Genomic DNA, 396 nt, shown 5'->3' with positions numbered 1-396 from the left:
GATGAAAACTCAAGCACATGGAAGAACAAATACGAAAAATTATTAGCTCAGCAAGAAGTGGATAAAGCAACGGAAGCGGAAGCAAAGAAAAAAGCCGAAGAAGATGCTAAAAAGAAAGCTGAAGAAGCAAAAAAAGTAAAAAGTTATACTTTAAAGATTTCTAAAGGAGATCCTTCTTCTAAAGCTGGTGACGACCTTAAAGCAAACGGTATTATTAAAAGTGCTTCAGATTTTGATAAATATTTACGAGATAATGATTATGAAAAGTATATTCGTGATGGTAGCTATAATCTCAAAAGTGATATGAGCTATGAAACGATTGCTAAAATTTTAACGCATAAAAATTAATACAAAAAGGAAACAAGTCTAGAGCTTGTTTCCTTTTTTATGTTATTA

At 30.8% G+C, this 396-nt stretch carries 1 pseudogene; it reads left to right on the top strand.

The annotated features are described in order from the left end of the window. Window positions 1–348: pseudogene (locus G8O24_RS47355) on the top strand (hypothetical protein); the annotation flags it as partial. Window positions 349–396 lie beyond the last annotated feature (48 nt).

It is taken from the genome of Bradyrhizobium campsiandrae (genome assembly GCF_014529705.1).
Lineage (GTDB): Bacteria > Pseudomonadota > Alphaproteobacteria > Rhizobiales > Xanthobacteraceae > Bradyrhizobium > Bradyrhizobium campsiandrae.
The sequence above is the reverse complement of the archived record's forward strand: the minus strand, read 5'-3'. Positions and strand labels throughout refer to the sequence as shown.